Annotated in this window: 24 protein-coding genes; 20 read left to right on the top strand and 4 right to left on the bottom strand. The window is 58.3% G+C overall.

Going from position 1 to position 26,902, the window contains the following annotated elements:
- The first annotated feature begins 157 nt into the window (after positions 1-157).
- From ppsA to dnaB, 10 genes are all read left to right on the top strand, one after another.
- Positions 158-2,557 carry a phosphoenolpyruvate synthase gene (ppsA, locus tag PNAP_RS12005; protein WP_011801784.1) on the top strand — a complete coding sequence of 800 codons (2,400 nt, stop codon included), beginning with the start codon at positions 158-160 and terminating at the stop codon, positions 2,555-2,557.
- Between the two features lie 111 nt (positions 2,558-2,668).
- Positions 2,669-2,965 (top strand): hypothetical protein, encoded by a 297-nt coding sequence (locus tag PNAP_RS12000; protein ID WP_041376678.1) that lies wholly within the window; start codon positions 2,669-2,671, stop codon positions 2,963-2,965.
- Positions 2,962-3,597 carry a tetratricopeptide repeat protein gene (locus PNAP_RS11995; protein ID WP_049763677.1) on the top strand — a complete coding sequence of 212 codons (636 nt, stop codon included), beginning with the start codon at positions 2,962-2,964 and terminating at the stop codon, positions 3,595-3,597. The genes PNAP_RS12000 and PNAP_RS11995 overlap by 4 nt, the downstream gene beginning before the upstream one ends.
- Positions 3,584-3,844: a DUF4212 domain-containing protein gene (locus PNAP_RS11990; RefSeq protein ID WP_011801782.1), complete on the top strand. Its 261-nt coding sequence runs from the start codon at positions 3,584-3,586 to the stop codon at positions 3,842-3,844. The genes PNAP_RS11995 and PNAP_RS11990 overlap by 14 nt, the downstream gene beginning before the upstream one ends.
- 2 nt (positions 3,845-3,846) lie before the next feature.
- Positions 3,847-6,027 carry a sodium:solute symporter family protein gene (locus PNAP_RS11985; protein WP_011801781.1) on the top strand — a complete coding sequence of 727 codons (2,181 nt, stop codon included), beginning with the start codon at positions 3,847-3,849 and terminating at the stop codon, positions 6,025-6,027.
- A gap of 71 nt (positions 6,028-6,098) precedes the next feature.
- Positions 6,099-6,464: a 30S ribosomal protein S6 gene (gene rpsF, locus PNAP_RS11980; protein WP_011801780.1), complete on the top strand. Its 366-nt coding sequence runs from the start codon at positions 6,099-6,101 to the stop codon at positions 6,462-6,464.
- A 48-nt stretch (positions 6,465-6,512) separates the two neighbouring features.
- A complete protein-coding gene (priB, locus tag PNAP_RS11975; RefSeq protein WP_011801779.1) occupies positions 6,513-6,830 on the top strand; it encodes a primosomal replication protein N in 318 nt (105 codons plus the stop codon).
- Between the two features lie 10 nt (positions 6,831-6,840).
- Complete coding sequence (gene rpsR / locus PNAP_RS11970; protein WP_011801778.1) at positions 6,841-7,125, top strand: 30S ribosomal protein S18; 285 nt, start codon at positions 6,841-6,843, stop codon at positions 7,123-7,125.
- Between the two features lie 12 nt (positions 7,126-7,137).
- Positions 7,138-7,590: a 50S ribosomal protein L9 gene (gene rplI, locus PNAP_RS11965; RefSeq protein WP_011801777.1), complete on the top strand. Its 453-nt coding sequence runs from the start codon at positions 7,138-7,140 to the stop codon at positions 7,588-7,590.
- 208 nt (positions 7,591-7,798) lie between these two features.
- On the top strand, positions 7,799-9,208 hold the full coding sequence (gene dnaB, locus PNAP_RS11960; RefSeq protein ID WP_011801776.1) for a replicative DNA helicase: 1,410 nt from the start codon (positions 7,799-7,801) through the stop codon (positions 9,206-9,208).
- A 147-nt stretch (positions 9,209-9,355) separates the two neighbouring features.
- On the opposite strand, the gene PNAP_RS11955 is transcribed toward dnaB, so the two are convergent.
- The 3 genes from PNAP_RS11955 to PNAP_RS26965 all read right to left on the bottom strand — a co-directional run bounded on the left by PNAP_RS11955 (position 9,356) and on the right by PNAP_RS26965 (position 11,906).
- Positions 9,356-9,760 (bottom strand): RNA recognition motif domain-containing protein, encoded by a 405-nt coding sequence (locus tag PNAP_RS11955; protein WP_041376677.1) that lies wholly within the window; start codon positions 9,758-9,760, stop codon positions 9,356-9,358.
- Positions 9,761-9,922: 162 nt separating this feature from the next.
- Positions 9,923-11,722 carry a M14 family metallopeptidase gene (locus PNAP_RS11950; RefSeq protein WP_011801774.1) on the bottom strand — a complete coding sequence of 600 codons (1,800 nt, stop codon included), beginning with the start codon at positions 11,720-11,722 and terminating at the stop codon, positions 9,923-9,925.
- Between the two features lie 34 nt (positions 11,723-11,756).
- Positions 11,757-11,906: a hypothetical protein gene (locus PNAP_RS26965; protein WP_157040272.1), complete on the bottom strand. Its 150-nt coding sequence runs from the start codon at positions 11,904-11,906 to the stop codon at positions 11,757-11,759.
- On the opposite strand from PNAP_RS26965, the gene dusA reads away from it, so the two are divergent.
- The 4 genes from dusA to PNAP_RS11930 all read left to right on the top strand — a co-directional run bounded on the left by dusA (position 11,905) and on the right by PNAP_RS11930 (position 17,932).
- Positions 11,905-12,918: a tRNA dihydrouridine(20/20a) synthase DusA gene (gene dusA, locus PNAP_RS11945; RefSeq protein WP_011801773.1), complete on the top strand. Its 1,014-nt coding sequence runs from the start codon at positions 11,905-11,907 to the stop codon at positions 12,916-12,918. The two genes, PNAP_RS26965 and dusA, sit on opposite strands and share 2 nt — an antisense overlap.
- A 189-nt stretch (positions 12,919-13,107) precedes the next feature.
- Entirely contained in the window at positions 13,108-15,030 is a 1,923-nt protein-coding gene (locus tag PNAP_RS11940; protein ID WP_011801772.1) for a PrkA family serine protein kinase, read from the top strand.
- Positions 15,031-15,092: 62 nt separating this feature from the next.
- Positions 15,093-16,367 (top strand): YeaH/YhbH family protein, encoded by a 1,275-nt coding sequence (locus tag PNAP_RS11935; protein ID WP_011801771.1) that lies wholly within the window; start codon positions 15,093-15,095, stop codon positions 16,365-16,367.
- Positions 16,364-17,932, top strand: coding sequence for a SpoVR family protein (locus tag PNAP_RS11930; RefSeq protein WP_011801770.1), 1,569 nt, complete (start codon positions 16,364-16,366; stop codon positions 17,930-17,932). Before PNAP_RS11935 ends, PNAP_RS11930 begins: the two co-directional genes overlap by 4 nt.
- Positions 17,933-17,955: 23 nt before the next feature.
- Here PNAP_RS11930 and PNAP_RS11925 read toward each other — a convergent pair whose 3' ends face one another.
- Positions 17,956-18,591, bottom strand: coding sequence for a GntR family transcriptional regulator (locus tag PNAP_RS11925; protein WP_011801769.1), 636 nt, complete (start codon positions 18,589-18,591; stop codon positions 17,956-17,958).
- Between the two features lie 168 nt (positions 18,592-18,759).
- On the opposite strand from PNAP_RS11925, the gene scpA reads away from it, so the two are divergent.
- The 6 genes from scpA to PNAP_RS11895 are packed head-to-tail and all read left to right on the top strand — an operon-like array spanning position 18,760 to position 26,899.
- Complete coding sequence (gene scpA / locus PNAP_RS11920; RefSeq protein WP_011801768.1) at positions 18,760-20,916, top strand: methylmalonyl-CoA mutase; 2,157 nt, start codon at positions 18,760-18,762, stop codon at positions 20,914-20,916.
- A gap of 14 nt (positions 20,917-20,930) precedes the next feature.
- Positions 20,931-21,935: a methylmalonyl Co-A mutase-associated GTPase MeaB gene (gene meaB, locus PNAP_RS11915; protein ID WP_011801767.1), complete on the top strand. Its 1,005-nt coding sequence runs from the start codon at positions 20,931-20,933 to the stop codon at positions 21,933-21,935.
- Positions 21,936-21,984: 49 nt separating this feature from the next.
- The gene (locus PNAP_RS11910; protein WP_011801766.1) at positions 21,985-23,517 is read left to right on the top strand and encodes an acyl-CoA carboxylase subunit beta; all 1,533 of its coding nucleotides are present in this window, start codon (positions 21,985-21,987) and stop codon (positions 23,515-23,517) included.
- Between the two features lie 37 nt (positions 23,518-23,554).
- The gene (locus tag PNAP_RS11905) at positions 23,555-24,316 is read left to right on the top strand and encodes a YdcF family protein (RefSeq protein WP_011801765.1); all 762 of its coding nucleotides are present in this window, start codon (positions 23,555-23,557) and stop codon (positions 24,314-24,316) included.
- A gap of 49 nt (positions 24,317-24,365) precedes the next feature.
- Positions 24,366-26,414 carry an acetyl-CoA carboxylase biotin carboxylase subunit gene (locus tag PNAP_RS11900; RefSeq protein ID WP_011801764.1) on the top strand — a complete coding sequence of 683 codons (2,049 nt, stop codon included), beginning with the start codon at positions 24,366-24,368 and terminating at the stop codon, positions 26,412-26,414.
- Positions 26,411-26,899, top strand: coding sequence for a VOC family protein (locus PNAP_RS11895; protein ID WP_011801763.1), 489 nt, complete (start codon positions 26,411-26,413; stop codon positions 26,897-26,899). Before PNAP_RS11900 ends, PNAP_RS11895 begins: the two co-directional genes overlap by 4 nt.
- Positions 26,900-26,902: the final 3 nt, after the last annotated feature.

Genomic DNA, 26,902 nt, shown 5'->3' with positions numbered 1-26,902 from the left:
AAAGAGAAGATGAATGCACCGGGCGACAGCCCCCTACAATCGGGTTAATTATCCAGTTTATGGTTCAGTGCGCTGCATCAACCCCTACAAAAGAACAACACGGTTGGATGTCGCACCGGGCCGATAGTGCCGATTTTTAAACCTCCGGAGTATTTTTATGTCCAACCTGTTTGACTCGACCGCTTTGGTCGTACCGTTCGAAAACCTGCGAATGACCGACGTTGATACCGTCGGTGGCAAGAACGCGAGCCTTGGCGAAATGATCTCGCAGTTGCCTACCGGCCCTCAGGGCGTGCGGGTGCCGACCGGATTTGCCACGACAGCGCACGCCTTTCGCGCGTTTCTGGCATATGCCGGGCTTGACAACAAAATCAATGCGGTACTCGATGCGCTCGACACCGAGGATGTCCGGGCACTGGCCACAGCCGGCGCACAGATTCGCGAAATGGTCGAGGCCCAGCCTTTCCCGCCAGAATTCGAGCAGGCCGTTCGCGACAGCTTTGCCACCTTGAGCGCGGGTAATGCGCAGGCCAGCTTTGCCGTGCGCTCTTCAGCCACCGCCGAGGATTTGCCCGATGCCTCGTTTGCCGGCCAGCAGGAAACCTTTTTGAACGTGGTTGGCATTGAAGACGTGCTGCACAAGATGAAGGAAGTGTTTGCCTCGCTCTACAACGACCGCGCCATCAGCTACCGCGTCCACCAGGGCTTTGCGCATGCCGACGTGGCCTTGTCGGCTGGCGTGCAGCGCATGGTGCGCAGCGACCTGGGGGCCGCCGGCGTGATGTTCACCATCGACACCGAAAGCGGATTTGAGGACGTGGTGTTCATCACCTCCAGCTACGGCCTGGGCGAAACAGTGGTGCAGGGCGCTGTGAATCCGGACGAGTTCTATGTTCACAAGCCGATGCTCAAGGCGGGAAACCGCGCTGTCATCCGCCGCAACCTGGGCTCCAAGCTGTTGCAGATGGAATTCACCACGGCTGAAGAGAAAAAAGCCGGCGGCAAGCTCGTCAAAACCACCGATGTACCGATTGAACTGCGCAACCGCTTTTCACTGACCGATGCCGATGTCGAGCAGCTCGCTCGCTATGCAGTGATCATTGAAGATCATTACGGCCGCGCGATGGACATCGAGTGGGGCAAAGACGGTACTGATGGCGAACTGTACATTTTGCAGGCCCGGCCCGAGACCGTGAAAAGCCAGGCCAAGGGCAAGGCCGAGCAGCGCTACAAACTCAAGGGAACCGGCACCGTGCTGGCCGAAGGCCGCGCGATTGGCCAGAAAATCGGCACCGGCCCGGTTCGCATCGTGCATGACATCCGCGACATGGACCAGGTCCGGCCCGGCGACGTGCTGGTCACCGACATGACCGACCCGAACTGGGAGCCGGTGATGAAGCGGGCCAGCGCCATCGTGACCAACCGCGGCGGCCGTACCTGCCATGCAGCGATCATCGCGCGTGAACTGGGCATTCCGGCCGTGGTGGGCTGTGGCAATGCCACGGAGCAGCTCAAGGACGGCATGCTCGTCACCGTGAGTTGTGCCGAAGGCGATACGGGCACCATTTACGACGGCCTGCTGGAAACAGAAATCACTGAAGTGCAGCGCGGCGAGATGCCGCCCATCGACATCAAGATCATGATGAATGTGGGCAATCCGCAGCTGGCCTTTGACTTTTGCCAGATTCCGAACCAGGGCGTCGGCCTGGCACGGCTTGAGTTTGTGATCAACAACAACATCGGTGTACATCCAAAAGCGATTCTGGACTACCCGAATGTCGATGCCGACCTGAAAAAGGCCGTTGAAAGCGTGGCGCGCGGCCATGCGTCGCCGCGTGCGTTTTATGTGGACAAGGTTGCCGAAGGCATTGCCACGATTGGTGCAGCCTTTTGGCCAAAATCGGTCATCGTTCGCCTTTCGGACTTCAAGTCCAACGAATACCGCAAGCTCATTGGCGGCTCGCGCTATGAGCCTGAAGAAGAAAATCCAATGCTGGGTTTTCGCGGTGCCGCACGCTACATCAGCACCGATTTCCGCGAGGCTTTTGCCATGGAATGCGAAGCGCTCAGGCGTGTACGCAATGACATGGGCCTGACCAACGTGGAAGTCATGGTGCCGTTTGTGCGCACGCTGGGCCAGGCCAGGGCGGTGACGGAGTTGCTGGCCGAGCATGGCCTCAAGCGCGGCGAGAAGGGCTTGCGGATCATCATGATGTGCGAAGTCCCAAGCAATGCCGTGCTGGCCGACCAGTTCCTGGAATACTTTGACGGCTTTTCCATTGGCTCGAACGACCTGACCCAGCTCACGCTGGGCCTGGACCGCGACTCGGGTCTGGAGATTCTGGCCAAGGACTTCGATGAGCGCGACCCTGCGGTCAAGGCCTTGCTCAGCCTGGCCATTTCTGCCTGTAAGCGTCAGGGCAAATATGTCGGCATCTGCGGCCAGGGGCCCAGCGATCATCCAGATTTTGCCCAGTGGCTGAAGGATCAGGGGATCGGCTCAATCTCCTTGAATCCCGATACGGTGATTGAAACCTGGAAACGCCTGGCGAGCTGAAGTTATCAGTGCTTCACCGAGGGAAAACCCCCGGTGTCTTCAGTGGGCAGGGCCAGTAATGGCGATATCCTCCGATGACAATCGGAGACTGTTGTTTTCTAGCCTGCTGCCATGCTGAATGTTGTTATTGCCATCAAACTGACTGCTGAAATTGCGCTGCTGGCGTTGCTCGGCCAATGGCTGCTCGGTTTGATGACAGGCGCAACCCGCAATGCCAACCCGTTTTATGCGTTGCTGCAACTTCTGGGGCGGCCCTGGATCCGTGCGATTCGCTGGCTTTCTCCTCGCGTGGTGCTGGATCGGCATGTACCGCTGGTTGCATTTTTTCTCCTGCTGCTTGTCTGGGGTGCAGCGAGTTTGGCCAAAGTCAGCATCTGCCTGCAAATCGGCGTTGCCTTGTGCAAATGATCTGTTCTCTCAAGCGTCGTTTTGATTACCTTTTTTCAAAGGCGCAAGCGCTGATCTTGCTGGCGTTCGGACAGCGGGAACAAGCCCTGTCCCGGTTTGACCGCATGCTGGTGCTTTTGCCCATGGACCGTTATGCACTTGCCAGCCGTGCCCATGTGCTGGTCCAGCTCAACAGGCTGGATGACTCCATTGCCAACTTGCAGCAACTCAGCCGCGTCACGGGTACGCCAGTGCAGCAGGCTGCGGCCTGCTTCAACCTGGGTTATGTATTGCAGCAGAACGGACGGCATGATGAAGCCCGCCCTGCATTTGAAAAAGCCACCGAACACCAGCCTTGCATGGACCGGGCGTGGTACGGTCTTGCGCTGGTGCTGATCCGTCAGCGGCAGTTTCATGAGGCAAGGCTGGCGCTGCAAAAAACTACACGGCTGCAACCCATGAGTCCCTATGGCTGGTATCGGTTGGCAGAGGTCAATCTGGCGCTGAGTGAACCCGAAAAAGCGCGCCAGGTGATTGATCACCTGCGCCAGTTCGAACCCAAGGTGGCCGCGCAACTTGAGCGCGACATCGGCCTGTCTGTCCATTTGCAAGTTAATAACCGGCATGTCCCGACGCGTGATGTTGCCTGCTGAATTGCATCGCCGTTACTGGCGCAAAAACATGGTGGTGACGGCCTTGCTATTGTTCGTCTGGTTCGTCGCGACTTTTGGCGTTGCCTACTTTGCGCGGTTTCTTAGCTTCAGTTTTTTCGGCTGGCCCTTTAGTTTCTGGATGGGTGCACAAGGCGCATTGCTGATCTATTGCCTGATTGTTGGTTTTTATGCCTGGTACATGAACCGGCTTGATGCAGAGCATGACGTAGCAGACGAGGACGACTGAGCATGGCTGATTTTTTTGGTCGCCGTGAAGGCGTTGCGCACTCCAAAAAACAGTTCAAGTCCCAACTGGACCGCGTTTATCGCTGGTTCACGCTGGGTTTTGTCGTTTATGTGCTGCTGCTGGGGGGGCTGGAGCGCTTGGGCATGCCGCACTCATGGATAGGCATGACATTCTTGCTGTCCACGATTGCTTTGTATGCCGGTATCGGCATCATGACCCGCACCACCGATGCCGCCGAATATTACGTGGCGGGCCGCCGAGTCCCGGCGATTTATAACGGGATGGCAATAGGGGCCGACTGGATGTCGGCGGCTTCATTCCTGGGCCTGGCCGGCACGCTGTACCTGACGGGTTATAGCGGTCTGGCATTCATCATGGGATGGACGGGTGGCTATTGTCTGGTGGCGCTGGTGCTGGCCCCTTACCTGCGCAAGTTCGGGCAGTTCACCATTCCGGATTTCCTGGGCGAGCGCTACGGCGGGCATCTGCCGCGCTTTATGGGTTTGCTGGCAGCCATCCTGTGTTCATTCACTTATCTGGTGGCGCAGATTTACGGCGTCGGACTCATCACGTCCTACCTGACCGGTATTGCTTTCGAGCTGGGTATTTTTCTGGGGGTGGGCGGCATTTTGGTTTGCTCATTTTTGGGCGGAATGCGAGCGGTGACCTGGACGCAGGTGGCGCAATACATCATTTTGCTGGTGGCCTACCTGATTCCGGTCGTCTGGCTGTCGGTCAAGCAGACCGGCATTCCTGTCCCGCAAGCGGTTTACGGCTTTCAACTGGAGAAAGTGACCGCCAAGGAAAAAGAGCTGGCGACAGACCCCAAGGAGTTGGAGGTTCGTGCCCTATTCAGCAAACGCGCAGAAGTCCTGGCCGAAAAAATGAAGCATCCGGAGCTTTCGATGGCTGCCGACAAACTGGCTGCCACCAAAAAACTGGCAGCCCTGAAGGCTGGCAATGCGTCGGTAGCCGAGGTTTCTGCCGCTGGCAAGGCGTTGGCAGCCTTGCCGAAAGATGAGAGCGCGGCACTTCGTGAATGGGCTATCGCCAAAACAGCAGACGAAATCAAAAGCCAGCCACTCAATGGCATGCCTGCCCATGCCGCCCAGTTTTTGGGCAACCCTGATGGCACAGTTCAGGAAAAAGAGCTTTACGACACGTCACGGCGCAACTTCCTGGCGCTGGTTTTTTGCCTGATGGTCGGGACATCGGCCTTGCCGCACATCCTGATGCGCTATTACACCGTGCCCAGCGTTCGTGAGGCACGGCAGTCCGTCACCTGGTCACTGTTTTTCGTTTTTCTGCTGTATTGCACCGCACCTGCGCTGGCAGTGCTGGTGAAGTATGAAATTTTTACCGTGCTGCTCGGTACACCCTTTGACCAACTGCCCGCATGGGTGAATGAGTGGAACAAGGTCGATCCGGCGCTGCTGTCGGTGGTTGATGTCAACAAAGACAATGTCTTGCAACTCAATGAAATGACCATGGGTGGCGACATTGTGGTGCTGCTCACGCCTGAACTGGCGGGGTTGCCTTACGTTGTTTCAGCGCTGGTGGCGGCAGGTGGACTGGCCGCCGCACTCTCTACCGCAGATGGACTGCTGCTGGTCATTGCCAATGCGCTGGGACATGACCTGTACTACAAGATGATTGATCCGAATGCCTCAACCGTGAGCCGTGTCACGCTGTCCAAAATACTGCTGCTCATCGTTGCCCTGCTGGCGGCTTATGTAGCAGCCCAGAAACCGGCTGATATCCTGTTTCTGGTATCGGCCGCTTTTTCATTTGCAGCGTCGTCGTTTTTTCCGGCGCTGAGCATGGGTATTTTCTGGAAACGCGCTACCGGCACGGCGGCGACTCTGGGAATGGTGTCGGGCCTGAGCGTGACGACCTACTACATGGTAACTACCCAGCCGTGGCTACGCACCACCTTCGGCATTACCTCGCCGATTCAACTCTGGTGGGGAATTGATCCCATATCAGCCGGTTTGTTCGGCGTGCCTGTTGGCTTTGCGGTGATCATCCTGGTCAGTCTGGTGACACGGCCGCCCAGCCAGGACATGCAAGCGCTGCTGGAGTACATCCGTTATCCGGATCTGAAAGCCCATGACAGGTCTTTTGCAGCACCAGCGCCGCGTCAGGGCAGGGCTGTTTCGCATCAAGCTGGTGACGGGCTATAATCATAGGCTTCGCCTTGCTGCACCCTTAACGACGCTGGGGCAGCTTTTTATTGCATCCAAAAGGAGATTTTATGCGTCATTACGAGATCGTCTTGCTGATCCACCCGGATCAAAGCGAGCAAGTCCCAGCCATGCTGGAACGCTACAAGGGCATGATTACCGCTGGCGGCGGAACCGTGCATCGTGTTGAAGATTGGGGCCGTCGCCAACTGGTGTACCTGATCCAGAAACTCGCCAAAGCCCACTACCTCTGCATCAACATCGAAGCCAGCCAGGCCGTGATGGAAGAAATTGAACATGCGTTCAAGTTCAACGATGCCGTGCTGCGCCACCTGACCGTGGTCAAGAAAAAGGCTGAAACCGGCCCGTCCCTCATGATGCGCAACGTCGAGAGAGAAGAAGCCCGTAAAACCCAACAGCAGGAATTTGCGGCTTAATTCGCCCCATTCTGTTGAACGCTTCGCTGTTGTGCATTTGGAGCCGCAGTGAACCAGGTTGACCTGACCGCCTGTATCGCCGAGCTAAGTCCTCTTCGCTACACGCCTGCTGGAATTCCCGCCATCAACTTCATTCTCGAACACGAGTCTGAAGTGCTTGAAGCGGGTATCAGCAGACAAGTCAAGTTGACGATAAAGGCAGTTGCTTTCGGAACGCTGGCTGAGCAAGCCGTCAAGCTTTCCTTGGGCAAGCCTTTCAGGTTCACGGGCTTTCTGATCAATGCACGCACCAGCAAAGGCGTTGTTTTTCATATTCAAGCTCTTCACCCGACACCTCAGGCAGAGCAAGTACTGAACCCCATTTAAGGAGTCCATCATGGCCGGACCAAAACGTTTTAATAAAGACAAGCGCCCCAAGCGCAATACCCAATCCCTGCTGTTCAAGCGCAAGCGTTTTTGCCGCTTCACAGCCGCTGGCGTTGAAGAAATCGACTACAAAGATATCGACACCCTGCGCGATTTCGTGTCGGAAAACGGAAAAATCATTCCCGCACGCCTGACCGGCACCCGCGCGATTTTCCAGCGCCAGATCAACACCGCCGTCAAGCGCGCTCGCTTCCTCGCGATGCTGCCTTACAGCGACCAGCACCGCAGCCTGTAAGGAGATACGACCATGCAAATTATTCTGCTCGACAAAGTCGTGAACCTGGGCAATCTGGGTGACGTCGTCAAAGTCAAAGACGGTTACGCACGTAACTTCCTGATTCCTTTTGGCCGCGCTCGCCGCGCCACGGCAGCCGCCATCAAGGAATTCGAAGTCAAGCGCGCTGAACTTGAAAAAGCTGCCGCTGCCAAGCTGGCCGAAATGCAAGTTCAGGGCGAAAAGCTCGGCGGCACCACCGTCAAGCTGACGCAAAAAGCCGGTGTCGATGGCCGCCTGTTTGGCTCCGTTACCAATGCCGACATTGCTCAAGAAGTGACGAAGCAAGGCTTTGCGGTTTCCAAATCGCAGATCCGCCTGCCTAACGGCCCGATCAAGACTGTTGGCGACCATGCCATCAACATTGCCTTGCACACCGACGTCGTGGTTGACATCACTGTCACGGTTTACGGCGAAACTGCTTAAATACGTTTTCCGCGTTACCTGAAAGCCGCTCTTCGGAGCGGCTTTTTTCTTGGGAAAACAGGAAATTCGGTAGTTTTGATTCGATGCCGCTCACGGGTCATGCACATCTTTACTCCTGATTTCTACCCGATTTCCCCAGTTTGTCCGCAGAGTTACTCCGTGCGTTTCGAGGCTTACGGCGTACCATTTACCCTTCCCAAGGAATCCAATGTCTGCCGTACTTTCCCCTTTTTCCGAATCCGGTTACAGCGCCGACCGCCAGATTGCCCAGCTTCGCATCCCACCGCACTCGATAGAAGGTGAGTCCAGCGTTTTGGGCGGCCTGTTGCTCGACAACAGTGCATGGGACCGTGTGGGCGACTTGCTGGCAGACCAGGATTTTTACCGCCACGAGCATCAGCTTATTTATGCCGCCATCGGATGGCTGATCAATGCGTCCAAGCCTGCGGACATCATCACCGTCTTTGAGCGCCTGCAGAGCCTGGGGAAAAATGAAGAAATAGGTGGCTTGAGCTACCTGAGTGCACTGGCCCAATACGTACCGAGCGCCAGCAACATCCGTCGCTATGCCGAAATTGTTCGGGAGCGCTCTATCTTGCGCAAGCTGGTCGCCGCCTCCGACGAGATTGCCACCAATGCCTTCAATCCGCAAGGCAAGGCCGTCACTGTCATTCTGGATGAAGCCGAGCAAAAGATTCTCAACATCGGCGAGCAGGGCGGCCGATCGCAGCAGGGTTTTCAAAGCATGGACACGCTGGTGGTGGATTTGCTCGACCGCGTTACCGAGATGTCGGAAAACCCGAATGACGTGACCGGCGTGCCGACTGGATTTGTTGACCTGGACCGCATGACCTCCGGCTTTCAGGCGGGTGATCTGATTATTCTGGCGGCACGGCCGTCAATGGGTAAAACGGCGCTGGCCATCAACATCGCCGAGCATGTGGCCTTGCATGAAGGCTTGCCGGTAGCGGTGTTCTCGATGGAAATGGGTGCCTCGCAGCTGGCCGTGCGTATCGTCGGTTCGATTGGCCGGATCGACCAGACTCACTTGCGCACGGGCGCCTTGACCGACGAGGAGTGGCCGCGCCTGACCGAAGCCATCGAAAAGCTGCGGACGATTTCCCTGCATATCGACGAAACCGCCGGCCTCACGGTCAGCGAACTGCGGGCCAATGCAAGGCGCCTTGCCCGCCAGTGCGGCAAGCTAGGCCTGATCGTGGTGGATTACCTGCAACTCATGAGCGTATCGACCAGCATGAGCGATGAAAACCGGGCGACTGCCGTGGGCGAAATTTCACGTGGTTTGAAGATGCTCGCCAAAGAATTGCAATGCCCGGTCATTGCGCTGTCGCAGCTCAGCCGGGGTGTGGAATCGCGCACCGACAAGCGGCCGATGATGAGCGACCTGCGCGAATCGGGTGCGATTGAGCAGGATGCCGACATCATCATGTTCATTTACCGCGATGAGTACTACACCAAGGAAGCATGCAAAGAGCCGGGCGTGGCCGAGGTCATCATCAGCAAGCAGCGCAATGGTCCGACGGGAACGGTAAAACTGGCGTTTATCAACCGCATCACCAAATTTGAAAGCCTGGCTCATAATGCCGGAGATTTTTAATAAAAAATGGCTTTTGCGCACGTTGAGTATGCGTAGCTTGCTATTTATTTAATAGCTTATTGCGGCGGGAAATATTCCGGCGGGACGACTCTGCACCGTCCCGTCATGAGTTCAATGCAAGGCAAGACGGCAGGCCTGCAAGGGGATTTATTCGAGATCCTCAATGGCCAGCATGTGGTATTTTTGGCCATATGAAAAAGGAAACTCCCGAATGATCGACATCAGGCGTTCCGAATCTTTGTCGGAAGGTGCCTTGACCATCAATGCGTGGTGTCCGTCGCGGGCCAGGTCGATGTATTTGTGGACCGTGGCGCCTTCCGTTCCTACCGAAGGCAGCGGAACGGTTGATTCGCCGTCAACCTTGCCAATTTCCTGAAGAATGACTTCCGGCGTCAGCAGCATGACGTTCTGCCCGCCAAAGCCTGCAGCTTCGAGTTTTTGGGCTGCCTTTTCGGCATTCTCGGCATCAGGAAACATGATGAATGCGTATCCAGTAGGGTAAAAAACGCCTTGGATGGTCGTCATTTTTGGGTCCATCGAAAATGGTTTCACTGGACTTTCTCCTTTGGTTGAATTGCCTTATTACGACATATAACTCGTCCGGTGTCTGTAGGCCAGCTTGCCCGCTGGCAGAGAGAAATATCTGTAATGGAGTTGCTTTTTTACAAAATTCGCAAAACCGGCAAAACCGGCAAAACCGGCCACTGCGAGCGCTCAAGGCAGCTCTTCGGCCTTTAACGAAGGTTCGGACATGATCCGTGCAGTGCTTGCAAGCCCATCGAGCAGCCGGTTTGCAAAATAGCTGCTGCGTGTATCGGGTTCCAGGGCTGCTATCGCCAGATTGGCCAGGGGTTGGTTCAAGGGTACGTAATAACTGCCTGCCGGCGCGTCAATCACGCCGCGCATCAGCGCAACAGCGGTTTTGATGATGGGCTGGCCATCGGCCATGCTGGCTTGCTGCGCGTTACCCGTGCGGGATGTTTCCCGATAAATATCGCCCAGCAGGGCGCTTTGTTCGAGTACCCGGAGAACCTGGACGCCGTGCAGTCGCAGCCGTTCGACCGCAGTTGTTGAAGAGGCTGAAAGCCAGTAACCGCAAGGGCGAACCCGTGACTTCAGGGGGCGCAGCGCAAGGGCCGAATCCCAATCGACGGTCACTGTTTTGTCGGCACCGGTCACCGGATCGAGCATTTGCAGGTCATATTGCGCAGGCGTGTTGGCGGCTTCGACAATCGATTGCCCCTTGCAGGCCTGGCTGCTGACTTCCTTTTCAATATAGGGCCGCAACTGGCTCAGCTCGCTGGCGCGCTGGGCGGTGCTGCCCAGCACACTCGTGATCGCCGTGACATGGGTATGTACACGCCGCTGGATATGCAGCCGTCCAATGCCTGCGCCGCGCGTTTCGACAGCCAGACTGACGGAATTCTTCAGGCCTTCCACATTGCGGCTGGTGACAGGTTCGGGGCTGCCCATGGCGATTTTCCGGTCGGCCATATCTGTTGACGTGGTGTGATACCACTCGCTGCTCAGGCCCTGGCCCTTGAGTGCGGCCAGCAGGGGCCGGCGATACCACTCCTCATCGGCCTTGGTCAAAAACTCGGGCAGATTGGGCGTTGTGGAGTATTGCAAAAGTGCATCGAACTTCTGCACGGAATTGAATTTTTCCAGGTACGAAGGGCCTTCCACCCTGTATTCATGCGCGTCCAGCACCACTGTGGGCCGGTAGTCGCGTGTGACGCGGGCCAGCGCCTGGGCTTCGGACGTATCAAGTAGTAAATGATCGCGACTCATGTCCTGGCCGCTGGCGGTGAACGCTTCCCCCCGCTCTGCGCCATCGGGATTGGCACGTGGAACAATCACCACATTGATGCGCTCAAGCAGTGGCTGCAGCAGTCCCTGTGCCAGTTCCCTGGCAATGACCAGCAGGGCTTCGCTGCCTGCAGGTTCATCACCATGCTGCTGGCCGATCAGCAGTACGGTAGGCCGGCCTGTTGCCTGAAGTGCGGCAGGGTCGGTGCCGGTGCCGCGAGTCAGCACCAGCATTTCCAGTGGCTGGCCTTGCTGTGAGGTGCCGATAGGCAGCACGGCGGCCTTGACGCCAACCGAGCGGGACAGGGCTGTCGCCTGATCGCGCAGCCAGATGTGGACTTCATCCTGGGTGGTGAAGGCCGTGCGGCTGGCTTGCAGGCCCGGGGTGTTGTAAGCCATCGACGGCGCCGGAAAGCGGGCTGCAACCGCAGCGCTATAAGGCGCTGGCGCTTCAACAGACGCATTTGCAATCACTGATGGCGGAACAACCGGAGAGGTTTGCACAACAACCGCAGGCTCAACCGGAATGGGCATGGGGGCTGCGCCTGTCGTTGCAGTGAGGCGTGGCAGTTGAGGAGTCCAGGGTGGCAGCTGCACAGAGGTGCAGGCGGCCAGCAAGGTTAACGGGATGACGATTCCCAACAGCGCTGATGGTCTGCGGCCCGATGAGGTATCAGCGCCTGTCGTGGAAGAAAAGAAGGGCATGGCGGTCATCCTTTAACTGGGGTATTGACCTTGGTCAGGCTGGATTGGCGAAATTTTTGGAACCGCTGATATTACCCCGCAGGTTTCCCCCGGAATGGCTGGTTTGCCCGTCCGCAAGCGTATTTGCGAAGGCCGCGATGGCCTCGATCCCGGCTTGACCAGCTTTCAGGGAAAATAGGCGCATGTCAATCCCCGTTTCTAGCGACGTATCCGTCCCTGCTGATAATCCATGGCGCCTGAGCGTGGCCCCGATGATGGATTGGTCTGACCGGCACTGCCGTTACTTTCACCGCCTGCTGTCGCGTCATGCGTTGCTGTACACCGAGATGGTGACCACTGGTGCCCTGATCCATGGCGATGTGGGGCGGCATTTGCGCTTCAACGCCGAGGAGCATCCGGTCGCCTTGCAGCTCGGCGGCAGCGAGCCGGCCGATCTGGCGCATTGCGCCCGGCTGGGCGAGCAATGGGGTTACAGCGAAATCAATATCAATTGCGGCTGCCCCAGTGAGCGGGTGCAGCGCGGCGCTTTTGGCGCCTGCCTGATGGCCGAGCCCAAACTGGTGGCCGATTGCGTCAAGGCCATGGTCGATGCGGTCAGCGTGCCCGTCACGGTAAAGCACCGCATCGGCATCGACCGCGAGGAGCGCTATGAATTTGTGCGCGATTTTGTCGGTACGGTCAGTGAAGCCGGTTGCGATACTTTTATCGTGCATGCCCGCAACGCCTGGCTCAAAGGCTTGAGTCCGAAAGAAAACCGGGAAGTGCCACCGTTGCGCTACGAACTGGTGCATCGCCTGAAGAAGGAGTTTGCGCATCTGACGATTTGCGTCAACGGTGGCATCACCACCGGCGAACAGGTGCAAGGCCAGCTGCTTGAACTTGACGGCGTGATGATTGGCCGGGAGGCTTATCACAACCCCTGGTGGCTGGCCTCCTGGGATGCGGACTTTTTTGGTGCTGGTGGCGAGAGCATCACGCGTGAACAGGTCGAGGCGCAGATGTGCGATTACATGGTGCGCGAAGCGGCCGGGCACGGCACACCATTCAGCGCCATTGCCCGCCATATGCTGGGTTTGCGGCACGGTTTGCCGGGCTCGCGCCGCTGGCGCCAGGTGTGGAGTGACCACAAGCTGAAAACCATGGATCCGCGCGACGTGATGATGCTGGCGCATGCGGATGTTCAAAAAGCAGCCTAAGCCAACTGTTCCAGGGGGTGGTCAGGAGGATATTGCTTCCAATGATCGGGATGTCGAATGACGCCGTTGATTCTTCTGCTCACAAACTCATCCTCGGTGTGCATTCAAGTCAGGAAAGCGGTACAGTTAGGCTGACTGTCGTTCACGATGATTGTGGTAATCAACCGCAGCCTGCCAAGGAGGATTTTTATGGATGTCGTCCGTAACTTTTTGACGCGTTATGAACAAACGCGAGAAGAAGAAATATCCCTTGAGGAATACCTCGAGCTTTGCAAGAAAAACCCTCTTGTTTACGCTACTGCGGCCGAGCGCATGCTGGCTGCCATTGGCGAGCCTGAGGTGTTCGACACCCACCGGGATCAGCGCATGTCGCGTATCTTCGGCAACAAGGTGATCAAGATTTACCCGGCGTTCCGCGATTTTTACGGGCTGGAAGATCCGATTGAGCAGGTAGTGTCTTATTTCCGCCACGCGGCGCAGGGGCTTGAAGAAAAAAAGCAGATTCTTTATCTGCTTGGCCCGGTGGGCGGGGGCAAGTCCTCAATTGCCGAGCGGCTCAAGCAGTTGATGGAGCAGGTGCCTTTGTATGCACTGAAAGACTCGCCGGTCAATGAGTCGCCGCTGGGTCTTTTCAACAATGCCGAAGACATTCCCCTGCTTGAGAGCCAGTACGGCATTGCACCGCGCTATCTGCAGCGAATCATGTCACCCTGGGCGGTCAAGCGGCTTGAAGAATACGGCGGCGACATCCGCAAGTTCCGTGTCGTCAAGCGCTTTCCTTCCATCCTGAAGCAGTGTGCCATTGCCAAGACCGAACCCGGTGACGAGAACAACCAGGATATTTCCACGCTGGTCGGCAAGATCGATATTCGCAAACTCGAACTGTTCGCGCAGGACGATCCGGATGCCTACAGCTATTCGGGCGGCCTGTGCCTGGCCAATCAGGGCCTGCTGGAGTTCGTCGAGATGTTCAAGGCGCCGATCAAGGTGCTGCATCCCTTGCTGACAGCCACCCAAGAGGCCAACTTCAAGGGAACTGAGGGTTTTGGCGCGATTCCCTTCGATGGCATCGTGATGGCCCACTCGAATGAAAGCGAGTGGAAAGCCTTCAAGAACAACAAGAACAATGAGGCTTTCCTTGACCGCATTTACATCGTCAAGGTGCCGTACTGCCTGCGCACCTCGGAAGAAATCAAAATTTATGAAAAGCTGATCCGCAATTCTTCGCTGTCCGGTGCCATCTGCGCGCCTGGCACGCTGAAGATGATGGCGCAGTTTGCCGTGTTGACGCGCCTGAAGGAGCCTGAAAACTCCAGCATTTTCAGCAAGCTGCAGGTCTATGACGGTGAGAACCTGAAAGATACCGATCCGAAAGCCAAGAGCTACCAGGAGTACCGCGACTACGCCGGCGTGGACGAAGGCATGAACGGGATTTCCACCCGCTTCGCTTTCAAAATCCTGTCGAAGGTATTCAATTTCGATTCCAGCGAAATCGCTGCCAACCCGGTGCATCTGATGTATGTGCTGGAGCAGCAGATCGAGCGCGAGCAATTTCCGCCCGAGATCGAGCAGCGCTATCTGGCGTTCATCAAGGAGTTCCTGGCGCTGCGCTATGCCGAGTTCATCGGCAAGGAAATCCAGACCGCCTACCTGGAGTCGTATTCGGAATACGGCCAGAACATTTTTGACCGGTATGTGACCTATGCCGATTTCTGGATTCAGGACCAGGAATACCGCGATACCGATACCGGCGAGATTTTTGATCGCTCGGCGCTCAATGCCGAACTTGAAAAAATCGAAAAACCGGCAGGCATCAGCAATCCGAAGGACTTCCGCAACGAGATTGTCAATTTCGTGCTGCGCAGCCGGGCCAGCAATGCCGGCAAGAATCCGAACTGGACCAGTTATGAAAAACTGCGTGCCGTCATCGAAAAGAAAATGTTCTCGAACACTGAAGACTTGTTGCCGGTGATTTCCTTTAACGCCAAGGCAAGTGCGGACGAAAAGCAAAAGCACGAGAACTTTCTTAACCGCATGATGGACAAGGGCTACAGCGCCCGGCAGGTGCGCCTGCTGTGCGAGTGGTATCTCAGGGTTCGCAAGAGTTCCTGAAACCCGCAGGGCGGCATCGCATGCTGATGGCCTGTCTATCTTCCTAACAACCGGAGACCACCATGCTCCAGCAAGTCATTGACAGACGCTTGTCGGGCAAGAACAAATCCATAGGAAACCGGGAGCGTTTTCTGCGCCGCTACCGCAAGCAGATTCGGGAGGCTGTGCGTCAGGCTGTATCTGGCCGCAGCATTCACGATATTCAGCAGGGCGAGGACATTACCCTGCCGCGACGTGATGTGTCGGAGCCGGTGTTTGGCCATGGACCAGGGGGTAGCCAGGAGCGGGTGTATCCAGGCAATAAGGACTATGTGCGTGGCGACCACATTGCCCGCCCGAAAGGTGGGAGTGGTGGCGGCGGCCAGGGCCCTGGCGCCGGTCAGGATGGCAGCAGCGAAGACGACTTCGAGTTCCGCATCACACGCGAAGAATTCATGCAGTACTTTTTCGACGATCTGGCTCTGCCGCATCTGCTGCGCACACAGCTATTGCCAGATGTGCCGGAATGGAAGACGCATCGTGCCGGTTTCGTTTCCGAAGGAACACCGACCAACCTGCATGTGGTGCGGTCAATGCGCAAGGCGCTCAGCCGGCGGATCGCCATGGGGGGCGATGCCCGGCGCCAGTTGCGCAAACTGGAGTTGTTGCTGGCCACGATGCTGCACGATGCAAGCACCCCGCGCAGCGAGATACTTGCGCTGAATGCTGAAATTGAAGCATTGCGGCACCGGCTCCTGAAAATTCCGTTTCTCGATCCATTCGACCTGCGATACCGCAACCGGGTCAAAACGCCATTGCCGGCTTCCAAAGCCGTCATGTTCTGTTTGATGGATGTGTCGGGCTCGATGAACGAGGCGCGCAAGGACTTGGCCAAGCGTTTTTTCATTTTGCTGTACCTTTTTCTCATGCGGCACTATGAGAAAACCGATGTGATTTTTATCCGCCATCACACCCAGGCCACCGAAGTTTCCGAAGACGAATTCTTCCACTCGACAGAAAGTGGCGGCACCGTTGCCTCCAGTGCCTTGACGCTGATGCACCAGATCATTCAGGAGCGCTATCCGTCGAATGAATGGAACATCTATGGCGCCCAGGCTTCAGACGGCGACAACTGGCTGCAGGACTCGTCCAAATGCCGGGCCTTGCTGGTTGAAAAGCTGCTGCCGGTATCGCGTTACTTTGCCTATCTCCAGGTCGCCGAGGAAAGCCAGAACCTGTGGGAGGAATATGCCTTGGTGCGCAAAAGCCACGCGCACTTCGCCATGCAGAAAGTGACCGACCCGTCCGGGATTTATCCGGTGTTCCGCGAACTGTTCAAGAAAGGACAAACTGCATGAGCACGACGCTTCCCTCCGAAGACGCTGGCAGTGCCGTTAGCCAGGGGGGGCGGCGGGCGGCGCTGCCCAGCCCGTCCGACTGGTCGTTTGAGTTGATTGAAACCTATCATGGCGAGATCGAACGCATGGCCAAGCGCTTTGGGCTGGACACCTACCCGGTGCAACTCGAAGTGATCACCGCCAGCCAGATGATTGACACCTACGCCTCTGTCGGCATGCCTGTGAACTACCGGCACTGGTCGTTCGGCAAGCAGTACATCGCCAGCGAAAAAAGCTACCGCCGCGGCCACATGGGACTGGCCTATGAGGTGGTCATCAATTCCAACCCCTGTATTGCCTACCTGATGGAGGAGAACACCCTGCCGATGCAGGCGCTGGTCATGGCCCATGCCTGCTATGGCCACAACTCTTTTTTCAAAGGCAACTACCTATTCAGAATGTGGACCGATGCGTCTTCAATCATCGACTACCTGGTCTATGCCCGGGCCTATATCGCCGAATGCGAGGAGCACCATGGGCTGGATGCGGTGGAGGATCTGCTGGACAGCTGCCATGCGCTGATGAACTATGGGGTTGATCGCTACCAGCGGTCGCAGAAGCTGTCGCTGGCCGAGGAGGAAACGCGCCGCAAGGAACGCGAAACCTATTTGCAGCAGCAGGTCAATGACTTGTGGCGCACCCTGCCCAAGGCGGCTGAGAAGCAGGTTGAAAAAGCAAATTCCCGGTTTCCGGCTGACCCCCAGGAAAATCTCCTGTACTTCATCGAAAAAAATGCGCCTTTACTGGAACCCTGGCAGCGCGAAATCATACGCATCGTGCGCAAGATAGCCCAGTACTTCTATCCGCAGCGCCAGACCCAGGTCATGAACGAAGGCTGGGCCACCTTCTGGCATTACACCCTGCTCAATGCCATGTACGACGAGGGCCTGGTCAGTGATGGTTTCATGATCGAAAACCTTCGCTCGCATACCAATGTCATTTTCCAGCCGCCACTGGCGCATGCGGGGTTTCGGGGCATCAATCCCTACGCGCTCGGTTTTGCGATGTTCAGCGATATCCGGCGCATCTGTGAACATCCCACCGACGAAGACCGGCACTGGTTTCCGGACATGGCCGGATCGGACTGGCATCAGGCGCTGGACCATGCCATGCGGCATTTCCGGGACGAAAGCTTTATCGGGCAATACCTGTCGCCACGGCTGATACGCGAGTTTCGCCTGTTTTCTATCCTTGACGATACCAGCGAGCTTCATCTTGAGGTTTCCGCCATCCATAACGACAGCGGCTACAGGCATGTGCGCGAGGCGCTGTCGCGCCAGTACGACCTGAGCTTTCACGAGCCCAACATCCAGGTCTGGAATGTTGATGCGCGCGGGGACCGCTCGCTGACCTTGCGCCATACACAGCACAACAATCGGCCACTCAATGATGAGGTCAAGGAAGTCCTCAAGCATGTCGGACGGCTATGGGGCTTTCTGGTCCGGCTTGAAAGCGTTGACCGGCAGGGCAAAGTCAGCAAGCAGTGGGAGGTGGCACCGCCGTCCCATCGACATGTCAAAACCTGACTGACACCAGAGCAGACCAGACTTCAGGCCGCCGCCTCCAGGCCGTTCTTGAAATGCTCACGCATCCGCCGGGCAGTGTTGGCCGCGTCGCGGGCCACCAATGCGGCCATGATGGCCCGGTGCTCGGCCAGTGACTCCTCGATACGGCCGCTTTTCAGCAGTGAGTTGTGGCGGTTGAGTTTCATCACCTTGCGCAGGTCGGCCACCATCTGGTCGCGCCAGCGGTTGTTGGCGATTTCCAGCAGTCGCATGTGAAAAGCTTCGTTGACTTCAAAGAAGCGTTCCCGGTTGTTGACAGCCTTTTCCAGTTCGTTGTGCAGCCCTTGCAGTTCCATGAGCTGGGCATCGGTGGCTTTGGCTGCAACCACTTCGGCTGCATCGCTTTCGAGCAAGGCCAGCAAATGGTAAACATCCGCCAGGTCGCTGTCCGACACCTCGGTGACATAGGCGCCGCGCCGCACTTTCATGGTCACCAGCCCCTCGGTGGCCAGCACCTTTAGCGCTTCGCGCAGGGGCGTGCGGCTGATGCCGTATTCATCGGCCAGTTTGAGTTCGTCAATCCAGCTGCCTGGAGCGAGTTCGCGGTTAAAGATGCGCTGGCGCAAAAGCTCGGCAACTTCTTCGTAAAGCGCACGGGGAGACAATGAAATTTCAGCCATAGCCTCTAGTCTAAAGGCAAGTCCGGTAGAATATTTTGAATCAATAATTATAAATAATGTAAACTTCGCCGTACTGTTACAAGACTGCTTCGGGTAGATGTCATTGCCAAGGCCAAGGCCAAGGGCCGGGACATTCTGCCAAGCCCAACCAAGACTGCCGACCCCACCATGAGTTCAACGCCCACTCCTTTCAACGCCGCCAGTCTTGAAGCCTGGGCCAAATCGGCAGCCAAATCCGCGCCCAACGGTGACCTGGACGCCCTGAACTGGCAAACGCCCGACGGCATCAGCGTCAAGCCGCTGTACACCGCCGAGGACATCAAGGACTTGCCTTACACCAACACCCTGCCGGGATTCGAGCCTTTTATTCGCGGCCCGCAAGCCACGATGTATGCGGTGCGCCCCTGGACGATCCGCCAGTACGCGGGTTTTTCGACCGCCGAAGAGTCCAACGCTTTTTACCGCAAGGCGCTGGCGGCCGGCGGGCAGGGCGTATCAGTGGCGTTTGACTTGGCCACGCACCGGGGTTATGACAGCGACCATCCGCGCGTGACGGGCGACGTTGGCAAGGCCGGCGTGGCGATTGACAGCGTGGAGGACATGAAAATCCTGTTCGACCAGATTCCGCTCGACAAGGTCAGCGTCTCCATGACCATGAACGGCGCCGTGCTGCCGGTGCTGGCAGGCTATGTGGTGGCGGCGGAAGAGCAGGGCGTGAGCCAGGACAAACTCAGCGGTACCATCCAGAACGATGTGCTTAAAGAGTTCATGGTGCGCAACACCTATATCTATCCGCCAGCGCCCAGCATGCGCATCATTGGCGACATCATCGAATACACGGCGCAGAACATGCCGAAATTCAACTCGATTTCCATCAGCGGCTACCACATGCAGGAAGCCGGCGCCAACCAGGCACTCGAACTGGCCTTCACGCTGGCCGACGGCAAGGAGTACGTAAAAACCGCCCTGGGCAAGGGTCTGGACGTAGATGGTTTTGCCGGCCGCCTGAGCTTTTTCTGGGCCGTCGGCATGAACTTCTACCTGGAAGTCGCCAAGATGCGCGCCGCCAGATTGCTGTGGTGCCGCATCATGAAGGGCTTTGACGCCAAGAACCCCAAGAGCCTGATGCTGCGCACCCACTGCCAGACCAGCGGCTGGAGCCTGACCGAGCAAGACCCGTACAACAACGTGGTGCGCACCACCATCGAAGCCATGGCGGCGGTGTTCGGCGGCACGCAAAGCCTGCACACCAATTCGTTCGACGAAGCGATTGCGCTGCCCACCGAATTCTCGGCGCGCATTGCCCGCAACACCCAGCTCATCATCCAGGAAGAAACCCACATCACCAGCGTGATCGACCCCTGGGCCGGCAGCTACATGATGGAAAAGCTCACGCAGGACATGGCCGACGCGGCCTGGACCCTCATCGAGGAAGTCGAAGCCATGGGCGGCATGGTCAAGGCCGTGGACAGTGGCTGGGCCAAGCTCAAGATCGAAGCGGCTGCGGCTGAAAAGCAGGCCCGCATCGACAGCGGCAAGGACGTGATCGTCGGCGTCAACAAGTACAAGCTCAAAACCGAAGATGCCATCGAATCGCGCGATATCGACAACGTAGCGGTGCGCGATGGCCAGATTGAACGCCTCAAGGCCATCCGGGCGCAGCGCGATGGTGCTGCCGTTCAGGCCGCGCTCGATGCGTTGACGCAAGCAGCTGAAGGCAACAGCGGCAATTTGCTGGACCTGTGCATCAAGGCCGTGCGCCTGCGCGCCACGGTGGGCGAGGTCAGCGACGCACTCGAAAAGGTCTATGGCCGCCACCGCGCCGACACCCAGAAGGTGAGTGGCGTGTATGCCGCCGCTTACGACTCGGCCGAAGGCTGGGAAACGCTCAAGAGCGAAATCAACGCCTTTGCCGAAAGCGAAGGCCGCCGCCCGCGCGTGATGATTTCAAAACTCGGCCAGGACGGCCATGACCGGGGAGCCAAGGTCGTGGCGACTGCATTTGCCGACCTGGGTTTTGACGTGGACATGGGGCCGCTGTTCCAGACGCCCGAAGAATGCGCCCGTCAGGCAATTGAAAACGACGTGCATGCCGTGGGCGTGAGCACGCTGGCCGCTGGTCACAAGACGCTGGTTCCCGCCATCATTGCCGAGCTTCAGCGCCAGGGCGCCGATGACATCATCGTCTTCGTCGGCGGCGTGATTCCCCGGCAGGATTACGAGATGCTGTATGACGCAGGCGTCAAGGGCATCTACGGACCCGGCACGCCGATTCCGGCCAGCGCCAAGGATGTGCTGGAGCAGATCAGGGCTGCCCTGAAGTGACTCAGAGCACCTTGATGGAGGGCGTGCTGCGCGGCAATGCCGCCGTGCAGCGCCGCGCCATCGCCAAAGCCATCACCCTGCTCGAATCGACCCGGGCCGACCACCGCGCCCAGGCCGACGAGTTGCTGACGGCGCTGCTGCCGCACACCGGCCAGTCGTTCCGTCTGGGCATCAGCGGCGTGCCCGGCGTCGGTAAATCGACCTTCATTGAAGTCCTCGGCCTGTACCTGATCAAGCAAGGGCACCGGGTGGCGGTGCTCACCATCGACCCGTCATCGACCGTCTCGGGCGGCTCCATTCTGGGCGACAAGACCCGCATGGAAAAGCTCTCTAGCGAGGAACGTGCCTACATCCGTCCCAGTCCGTCCAGCGGCACCCTCGGCGGCGTCGCTGAAAAAACCCGTGAAGCCATGCTGGTCTGCGAAGCCGCCGGCTATGACGTGGTGATTGTCGAGACCGTCGGCGTGGGCCAGTCCGAAACCGCCGTTGCCAACATGACCGACATGTTCGTGGTCATGCAGTTGCCCAACGCCGGCGACGACTTGCAGGCGATCAAGAAAGGCGTGATGGAACTGGCCGACCTGGTGGTCATTAACAAGGCCGACATCGACGCCAACGCCGCCATGCGGGCCGAGGCCCAGATCAAGTCGGCCATGCGCCTGTTCGGCCTGGTCAACAATGCCATGGGCGCGGCGCAGGCGGCTGATTTTGACAAGCAGTGGCACCCGCAGGTGCTGCAGCTCAGTGCATTGCACAACAAGGGCGTCGATGCCTTCTGGGCGGCGGTGACGCAGTTTAGGAATCTGCAGACGGCCAACGGCAAGCTGGCCAGCCGGCGCCAGCAGCAGGCGCTCTCATGGATGTGGGAGCGGATTGACGCAGGCTTGAAGCACGCATTCCGGCACGACCCGGCGGTCGGCGCCATGTTGCCGTCCTTGCTGGAACAGGTCGGCAATGGCCGGCTTCCAGCCTCGACTGCAGCACGAAATCTGCTTTCTGCGCATGCGCAGCGGGCATAAGTAGCTATCAATTAAATAGCATAAAACCAGAGCATAAAGAAAGCGAACCATGCAGGAAATTCTTGAGCAACTTGAAAGTAAGCGCGCTGCGGCCCGCCTGGGCGGTGGCCAAAAGCGCATTGACGCGCAGCATGGCAAAGGCAAGCTGACGGCGCGCGAGCGCCTGGATGTGCTGCTCGACGAAGGCACGTTCGAAGAGTGGGACATGTTTGTCGAACACCGCTGCAGCGACTTCGGCATGCAGGACAACAAGATTCCGGGCGACGGCGTGGTCACTGGCTACGGCATGATCAATGGCCGGTTGGTGTTTGTCTTCAGCCAGGATTTCACCGTGTTTGGCGGCGCTTTGTCAGAAGCCCATGCCGAGAAAATCTGCAAGGTCATGGATCAGGCCATGAAGGTCGGCGCGCCGGTGATCGGCCTGAACGACTCGGGCGGCGCCCGCATCCAGGAAGGCGTGGCGTCGCTCGGCGGCTACGCCGACGTGTTCCAGCGCAACGTGATGGCCAGTGGCGTGATTCCGCAGATCAGCATGATCATGGGGCCATCGGCCGGCGGCGCGGTGTATTCGCCCGCGATGACCGACTTCATCTTCATGGTCAAGGACAGCTCCTACATGTTCGTGACCGGCCCCGAGGTCGTCAAAACCGTCACGCACGAGGAAGTGACGGCCGAGGAGCTGGGTGGCGCCATCAGCCACACCACCAAAAGCGGCGTGGCCGACCTGGCGTTTGAAAATGATGTCGAAGCGCTGATCATGCTGCGCCGTCTCTACAACTACCTGCCGTTGAACAACCGCGAAAAAGCCCCGATGCGCCCCAGCGCCGACCCGGCGAACCGCATGGACATGAGCCTGGACACGCTGGTTCCCGAGAACCCGAACAAGCCCTACGACATGAAGGAACTCATCGCCAAAACCGTGGACGATGGCGATTTCTTCGAGATCCAGCCCGAGTACGCCAAGAACATCATCATCGGTTTTGCACGCATGGAAGGCCAGTCGGTCGGCATCGTGGCCAACCAGCCGCTGGTGCTGGCCGGCTGCCTGGACATCAAGAGTTCGATCAAGGCGGCGCGTTTCGTGCGCTTTTGCGATGCCTTCAACATTCCGGTGATCACTTTCGTCGATGTGCCCGGCTTCATGCCCGGCACGGCGCAAGAGTACGGCGGCATCATCAAGCACGGTGCCAAGCTGCTTTACGCCTACGCCGAATGCACGGTGCCGAAAATCACCGTGATCACCCGCAAGGCCTACGGCGGCGCGTATGACGTGATGAGTTCCAAGCACCTGCGCGGCGACGTCAACTTTGCCTGGCCCAATGCCGAGATTGCCGTGATGGGCGCCAAGGGTGCGGTCGAAATCATCTTCCGCGAGGACAAGGGCGACCCGGTCAAGCTGGCCGCCAAGGAAGCCGAATACAAGGCGCGTTTTGCCAATCCGTTCGTCGCCGGCGCGCGCGGCTTTATCGACGACGTGATCCTGCCGCATGAAACCCGCAAGCGCATCTGCCGCTCGCTGGTGATGCTTAAAGACAAGAAACTTGAAAATCCGTGGCGCAAGCACGGCAACATTCCGCTGTAAAGCGACTGTTGCTGGCACCTTCCGGTCATTGGAAATCATGATGCGTTTGAACTTCAAGCCGTGGGCGTTCACCGCTCTGGGCGGCATGCTGCTCGCGCAAAGTGCCTATTTGGTGACCGTGAAGGTGACGCATCTGGGGGTAATCCTTCCGGCCGGTCTGGGCGCTGTTCTGGTTTTTCTTGGGAGCGTCCAGGCGCCCTGGCAGCACTGGCTGGCGTGGAAGTGGGTACAGGCCGGGTTCTGGCTCTGGCTGGTGTCTCTGGGGGCTTTTTTTGGCCTGCTGGCGCTGCGCCAACAGGGGCAAAACCTGCAGGGCTTGAGGCCGGAGGTGATTGTGGTGCTGGGTTCGAGCACGCCCAATGCCCAGCCTTCACCCACCTTGGCGGAGCGGCTGAATCTGGCTTACACGCTGGCGCAGCAGCATCCAAAGGCTCGGGTGATCGTCAGCGGCGGGGTGGATTTTCGCCAGACCGTGTCCGAAGCCAGTGTCATGGCCACTTATCTGGAGGCCAAGGGGCTGGATAAAAGCCGCATTCTTGTCGAAGACCGCAGCACCAGTACGCATGAGAACCTGGTGTATTCCCTGCGCCTGCTGCAGGCTGGCGGGCAGACGCCGCAGGCGGCTACGGTGCTGGTGACGAGTGACTTTCACACCCTGCGGGCGAGCTGGATTGCCAAAAATGCGGGCTGGAAAAATGTCGTCACTGCTGGCGCACCTACACCCTTGTACATGCGCTACAACGCCTGGCTGCGCGAGTATTTCGCCTTTGTGTCGGGCTGGCTTTTGAGGGAGTACTGATCCCATGCCAGTGCAAAATTTCAAACTGATTTCTCGTTAGGACAACACCATGTTTACCAAAATTCTGATCGCCAACCGGGGCGAAATCGCCTGCCGCGTCATTCTCACCGCCCGAAAAATGGGCATCAAGACGGTTGCGGTGTATTCCGACGCCGACAAGGATGCGCGCCATGTCGAGCTGGCCGATGAGGCCGTCAACATCGGCCCTGCGCCAAGCCGCGACAGCTACCTGCAGGCCGAAAAAATCATTGCCGCCTGCAAGCAGACCGGCGCGCAGGCCGTTCACCCCGGCTACGGCTTTCTGAGCGAGAACTCAGGCTTTGCCAAGCGCGTGGAAGAAGAAGGCATTGTCTTCATCGGTCCCAAGCATTATTCGATTGCCGCCATGGGCGACAAGATCGAGTCGAAGAAACTGGCCGGTGCGGCCGGTGTGAACTGCATTCCGGGCGTCAACGACGCGATTGAAACCGCCGAAAAAGCGGTGGAAATCGCCAAGGACATCGGCTACCCGGTCATGATCAAGGCCAGCGCGGGCGGCGGCGGCAAGGGCTTGCGCGTGGCCTTCAACGACAAGGAAGCGTTCGAAGGCTTCACCAGCTGCCGCAACGAGGCGCGCAACAGCTTTGGCGACGACCGCGTGTTCATCGAGAAGTTTGTCGAGGAACCACGGCACATCGAGATTCAGCTGATCGGCGACAGCCATGGCAATGTCATTTACCTGAATGAACGCGAATGCTCGATCCAGCGCCGTCACCAGAAGGTGATTGAGGAAGCGCCGTCACCCTTCATCAGCGACGAAACGCGCAAGGCCATGGGCGAGCAGGCCGTGCAGCTGGCCAAGGCGGTCAAATACCAGTCGGCCGGCACGGTCGAATTTGTGGTCGGCAAGGACCAGAGCTTTTATTTCCTCGAAATGAACACGCGCTTGCAGGTCGAGCATCCGGTCACCGAATGCATTACCGGGCTCGATCTGGTCGAGTTGATGATCCGCGTGGCAGCGGGTGAAAAGCTGCCGCTCACGCAGGCCGATGTCAAGCGCGACGGCTGGGCCATCGAATGCCGCATCAATGCCGAAGACCCGTTTCGCGGCTTTCTGCCATCGACCGGCCGGCTGGTGCGCTTTCAGCCGCCCAAGGAAACCATGTTTGCCTCGGACACCTCGAAGTGGTTCGGCGTGCGCGTCGATACCGGGGTGCAGGACGGCGGCGAGATTCCGATGTATTACGACTCGATGATCGCCAAGCTCATCGTTCACGGTAAGGACCGCTTTGATGCGATTGCCAAGATGCGCGAAGCGCTCAACAGCTTTGTGATTCGCGGCGTCAGCAGCAATATTCCGTTTCAGGCGGCCTTGCTGGCGCATCCGAAATTCGTCGCGGGTGACTTCAACACCGGCTTCATTGCCGAAAACTACGCCAACGGCTTTCGCGCCGAGGATGTGCCGCACGACGACGCCGACTTCCTGGTCGCGCTGGCTGCGTATGTGAACCGCCGCATCCGCGCGCGCGCTGCTGGCATCAGCGGCCAGTTGCCGGGCCATGGCGTGACCGTGGGCGAGGAATACGTGGTGATCGGCCTGGGGGCGGGTGGACTGAACAAGCCGCAGCCTGCGCTGGTGCGTGATTTCCAGACCGTTTCGGGCTCCAGCGCAGTCGAGACGGGCGGTAAGCGCTATGAAATATGTAGCGGATGGCATTTGGGTGGCATGCGCATCAACGGCACGGTGAATGGCCAGTCGTTTGCCGCGCAGGTCGAGCGTGGCGTGGGCCGCAATCCACTGGCCCTGCGCATCATTCACAACGGCACCCGGCTTGATGCCATGGTGTTGTCGCCGCGCGCCGCCGAGCTTCATGCCCTGATGCTTCACAAGGCGCCGCCTGACATGAGCCGCTATGTGCTCTCGCCCATGCCGGGCCTGCTGGCCGAGGTGTCGGTGCAGGTGGGGCAAAAAGTCCAGGCCGGTGAACGCGTGGCCGTGATTGAAGCCATGAAGATGGAAAACGTGCTGTTTGCCACCGCCGATGGCGTGGTCGGCAAGGTGCTGGCCGCCAAGGGCGAGTCGCTGAGCGTGGACCAGCCGATTGTGGAGTTTGTGTGAGCACGCGCCCGTTCAAAGTCCTGGGCATCCAGCAAATTGCCATCGGCGGCACCTCCAAGGAGCGCCTGCGCACCTTGTGGGTGGACATGCTGGGTCTTGAAGTCACTGGCAATTTCGTCAGTGAACGCGAGAATGTCGATGAAGACATCTGTGCCATCGGCAGCGGCCCGTTCAAGGTCGAGGTTGATTTGATGCAGCCGGTGGATATCGAGAAAAAGCCTGCGGTCCACACCACACCGCTCAACCATGTGGGCCTGTGGATTGACGACTTGCCCAAGGCGGTTGAGTGGCTGACGGCGCAGGGCGTGCGCTTTGCGCCGGGCGGCATCCGCAAGGGGGCCGCCGGCTTTGACATCTGCTTCCTGCATCCCAAATCCAGTGAGGCCTTTCCCGTCTCAGGCGAAGGGGTGCTGATTGAAATGGTTCAGGCGCCGCCCGAAGTCATCAACGCTTTTGCAGCGATGAGCAAGGCGCACGCGGCATAAAGT

This window comes from Polaromonas naphthalenivorans CJ2 (assembly GCF_000015505.1).
Lineage (GTDB): Bacteria > Pseudomonadota > Gammaproteobacteria > Burkholderiales > Burkholderiaceae_C > Polaromonas > Polaromonas naphthalenivorans.
Note: the sequence above shows the minus strand (reverse complement) of the source record. Positions and strands in the feature narration are given on the sequence as shown.